This window comes from Acinetobacter bouvetii, assembly GCF_902753875.1.
GTDB classification, from domain to species: Bacteria; Pseudomonadota; Gammaproteobacteria; order Pseudomonadales; family Moraxellaceae; genus Acinetobacter; species Acinetobacter bouvetii_A.
The window spans coordinates 1-4,285 of sequence record NZ_CADDTS010000057.1 but is presented as its reverse complement, the minus strand read 5'-3'; the positions used below and the strand labels follow the sequence as shown (position 1 = coordinate 4,285).

Annotated in this window: 6 protein-coding genes and 2 pseudogenes; all 8 read right to left on the bottom strand. The window is 32.7% G+C overall.

What is annotated here, in order from left to right; genetic code table 11:
- Positions 1-99: pseudogene (locus FB6_RS16460) on the bottom strand (IS982 family transposase); the annotation flags it as partial.
- Between the two features lie 163 nt (positions 100-262).
- On the bottom strand, positions 263-415 hold the full coding sequence (locus tag FB6_RS16455) for a hypothetical protein (protein ID WP_174560963.1): 153 nt from the start codon (positions 413-415) through the stop codon (positions 263-265).
- Positions 416-418: 3 nt separating this feature from the next.
- Positions 419-607 carry a hypothetical protein gene (locus tag FB6_RS16450; protein ID WP_174560962.1) on the bottom strand — a complete coding sequence of 63 codons (189 nt, stop codon included), beginning with the start codon at positions 605-607 and terminating at the stop codon, positions 419-421.
- A gap of 255 nt (positions 608-862) precedes the next feature.
- Positions 863-1,378, bottom strand: a complete 516-nt coding sequence (locus tag FB6_RS16445; protein WP_174560961.1) for a hypothetical protein — start codon at positions 1,376-1,378, stop codon at positions 863-865.
- Between the two features lie 485 nt (positions 1,379-1,863).
- Positions 1,864-2,733, bottom strand: a complete 870-nt coding sequence (locus FB6_RS16440) for a hypothetical protein (protein ID WP_174560960.1) — start codon at positions 2,731-2,733, stop codon at positions 1,864-1,866.
- A 135-nt stretch (positions 2,734-2,868) separates the two neighbouring features.
- The gene (locus tag FB6_RS16435; RefSeq protein WP_174560959.1) at positions 2,869-3,396 is read right to left on the bottom strand and encodes a hypothetical protein; all 528 of its coding nucleotides are present in this window, start codon (positions 3,394-3,396) and stop codon (positions 2,869-2,871) included.
- A 277-nt stretch (positions 3,397-3,673) separates the two neighbouring features.
- The gene (locus FB6_RS16430; protein WP_254592262.1) at positions 3,674-3,979 is read right to left on the bottom strand and encodes an RHS repeat-associated core domain-containing protein; all 306 of its coding nucleotides are present in this window, start codon (positions 3,977-3,979) and stop codon (positions 3,674-3,676) included.
- Positions 3,980-4,172: 193 nt separating this feature from the next.
- Positions 4,173-4,285 (bottom strand): annotated as a pseudogene (locus FB6_RS16425) (IS982 family transposase); the annotation flags it as partial.

The following is a 4,285-nucleotide window of genomic DNA, read 5'->3' as shown; positions in this document are numbered from 1 at the left end:
TAACGAATGACGGCTTTGTTTGAGAAATTTCCAATAAGTTGCTTCAAATTTCAGAAAGAAATCATCAATTACGCAGAATAATTCGGTACTATTGAACATCAGGACTAGGGCTTTAGGTTTTGTGTGGTAACTCAACTGATGGCTCTAGTCCTCTTATTTTTCAAGTCATTTTCTTATCCGCGATTCGGGTTATCTAGACTTTTTTTCATTATACCGCTCCCTTTCTACCTTGCTTATTTTGGTTTCGGCATCTCCAAGCTTTTTATATTTTTCTTACTTCGTCTGGTGGAAATCTATGAGCATTTTCTTTTAACCATTTGCACTTGTCTTCTTTATTTGCTCTATTACCACATTCCTCAGCTGCTAAATTTACAATTCTGCTACTTGCTACATTCTGATTTCCCCCTTTAGCCATTCCTTAGGCAATTCTATCCCAAGCATCTTTTCCTGCATCCACAGCTGTTGGAATGACATCTCCACACTGATTTATATAACAAGTAACCCCAGCTCCAATCGCTGCACCAGCAGCTACTGCTGGAGGAATTGCGATAGCGACTTCACCAGTTGGGTCACCTAAATGTAACGACTTCCCCCCCAACATACCCATAAGTATTTAACCCACTATCCAAGCCTATCGGTTCACTTTCTACAGAACGTCAAGTTATTCGAGCATAGCTCTCATCTTACACTCAGTCCAAGCCGTGCTTCGCTTTTCCTCGCTCAGGATCATAATCGCGGAAGTAGTTATAGAAAATTACTGTTTCACTATCATAGTACTGACTAGCATGTCGAATTGGGAAAGTGAGATTTCCAGTCGGCAGTATATCTCCCTAAAATTCATTAGATTTAATGTATTGATAAATCATAAATTTTCACGCCATTTAGGTAATACTGTATTATGAAATCTCTCCCATAAATCACTATCATCTTCTTGATCAAAGTAGAGTTTATTTATAAAGACATCTTCTAATTTCTTCCAATAAGTCACATTCCACTGTTCTAATTTCATAACATGCTGACTTGCTACTTCTGGAAAAAAATCAAACAGTATTTCTCGATTTTTAGAATACAAGCATACTTCTTGCTGTAAATTAAATTCATTAACTTCAAAATAAATATAGTTATCCCAATTTATCTTATAAGCTTCTTCCCAAATATTTCCACCTTTTCCTGTTAAACCTATAATTAAACTATTTTCAGAAATAGGTTTATCTAAGAAAATATTATGATTATCTAAATGATTAATCAAAATATCATCTAGTTCATTCAATAATAATTTCGGTCTATTAAATGCTACATCCGAATCATTTCTCTTTATATCAAAATAATTTGGCTTTAAATCCCACAAATAATCTAGGAATAAATTATAATCTTTCATACTAAACCGCCTTAAATATTTCCTTAATTTTTGGTCCTGATGAGGTTTCATCACAACATTTATAGGAAACTATAGAGCCTATTCTGATATTGCCTTTTCTAATATTGGTATGTGTCCCATACTACCGGGAAATAATCCTGATGAGTCTGTTAGATGTAAAGAATTCCCCCCAATTTCTCCATAAGTATTCAACCCGCCAAAACCTATCAGATCACTCTCTACATAACGTCCAGTTATTCGAGCATAGCTCTCATCTTACACTCAGGCCAAGCCGTGCTTCGCTTTTCCTCGCTCAGGATCATAATCACGGAAGTAGTTATAGAAAATTACTCTTTCGCTATCATAGCACTGACTAGCATGTCGAATTGGGAAAGTGAGATTTCCCATAGGTAAAACATCCCAAAACTAATCACCCTCCCAACGCAATAGCACTTCATTTTAGCTATTACAGTTTATGTGGATTGGCATTAAGAATCTTTTTCAATTTATTTAAGAAAATTATCTAAGTGATATTTAATATTTTGATGTATTGATAGTTTAATTACTGTCCAAGGCATATGTTCTCGAAATGTACGTTCTAGATGTGTTTTAAATTGATATGCTTCTTCTTCATTATCTAATAAACCATACATATTAGTCTGCAAAAGTATATTATCAACGTTATCTAATATAGGTGAATACATACCAAATGCAGAAATAACTTCATAACCCAACACCACTAATTCTTTTCCATAATTTTTTTGTATAGCATGAAAAGGAATCGCTTCAATCCAGTCCATATAGTCGCTTTCACACAGAACCGAAATAGCTATCGGGAAAAATTTATAATGATTTGTGTAACATAATGACTGTATAGATCTAGGCTGTACTTCCTCAACTGTATTTCCATTTTCATTAAAAACATCACTACCATAACCATCAAAAAAATATTCCTTTATTTCATTGCTATATTCCTCATAATCAACAGATTCAATACAATAAGATAATTTCGGTTTATTTCGCTTATTAATTTTCTGTGTTGATATTAATTTAGTATTAATAAATTTCATTTTTATCTCAATGAGGATAATTAGGGGGCATTTTACTGAAGAATTTAAATTAATCCATAATGGATTTAATGAACCAAAATATTGATGGCCATATATTTTTTTAGAGGCATTATTCCACCTACAAATACTATCATCAGGGTTCTGATTTGCTACACAAATATGATAGTGCAACTGCCCAGAGAATTGACCTGTATTGTGTTTTTTTGGTCCTTGATAACCAATAGTTCCAACAGAGTAAGGTGTACATGGTGGACAATTTTGATCACACTGTTTTTTATCAAAAATATTTGTAGAATTGTCAGGCATACTCGAAATTAAACCAATAGCCAAGCCAATTGGATCACTTTCTACATAACGTCCTGTAATCGAATCATAGTCACGGAAATAATTGTAGAACAGATTTACTTCTGCATCATAATTTGGATGGTAATGATTTCAAAATTATATTTGTTGATCTAAAATTTTAATTTCAAAATAATTACTAACTATACGGTCTTTATCTATATGATTTATTAATTTTTCAATTTCTCTAATAGCTCCAGATTTGTATGCATTCGAACCTAGTCTATTAATTTCGCTACTATATCCTGTAGTATCAATCCCAAATACACTTGTATAACTATTTACTTCTGTAGTGTTCAATTTTGATGAAATTTTATCATTGAGGCTATCTAAAAAATTAAAGGTATCTTTTAACGTTAATAAATTTAGTTTAAATTTAACACATATATAAATAGCCTGATCAAAATAAATATTATCAATGTTAAAGTCGTATATAATTTCCTGAATTTCAACCACAGAAGTGTTCGAAAAATCAAAGCTAATTTGCTTTAAATAATTATCTTCTCCTATTTCATTTTCAAATTCTTCAATGTTATTGTACAATATTTGCTCAAAATTTTTTAAACATAGGTCATCGCACATAAAACTAGATATATTAAATCGTATATTTAGATCATTTATAAACATTAAAAAAATCCTTTTCAGCGCTTTTTAAACTTTAATTCAACATTTTTATGGCTAGATGGCTATGAAAATAATGAATAACTTTCTGCCTACCGCTGTAACATGTTTTTTTATGTTCTTTCTTAATCCATAGACCAGCACCATAATGAGCAATTAATCGAGGCTCATCTCCCATCTTCTCCCCATGCATAATTTGATATCCAGCCCCAACTTTTGCTTCAGCTAAAGCAAGTAGTTCGCACAAGCCATCAAGTTCTCGATCACATTTTGCAGGCTTACTTTAGGGAGTAGAGTCTGTATCAGGCATATTATAAATTAAGCTAATAGCCAAACCTAAATTAACGGTTTCACCTAAACCAATAGCCGGAAATAGCATTGCTAAACCTTTTGGATCAACTAAAGATAAAGCATTTCCTCCAACATACCCATAAGTATTCAACCCACCATCCAAGCCAATTGGGTCACTTTCTACATAACGCCCTGTAATAGGATTATAGTCACGGAAGTAGTTATAGAACAGGTTGACTTCTTGGTCATAATACTGACCTGCATGTCTTATCAGGAAAGTAAGGTTTCCAGTAGGCAACACATCCTCAAACTGGTCTCCCTCCCATCTCCACAGGATTTGATTCTGGTTGTTGCTGATGGCTCTTGGTGTACCTATATACCGTTATATTTTTTACATCAAATCCTACAAAAAACTCTACTAAAGTAAAATCTATCATAGATAAACAACCACACAACATATAAAAAAATATATATAATAACCCGAATCCTGCTTAAGCTAATGATTTCATAATTTGAATTGTTGGCTTATTTCGATGGGTTAATTGGTATGCACATAAAGAAGCATAAATTCCACTTAGAAATCCATGAATACTACGAGCTTTAC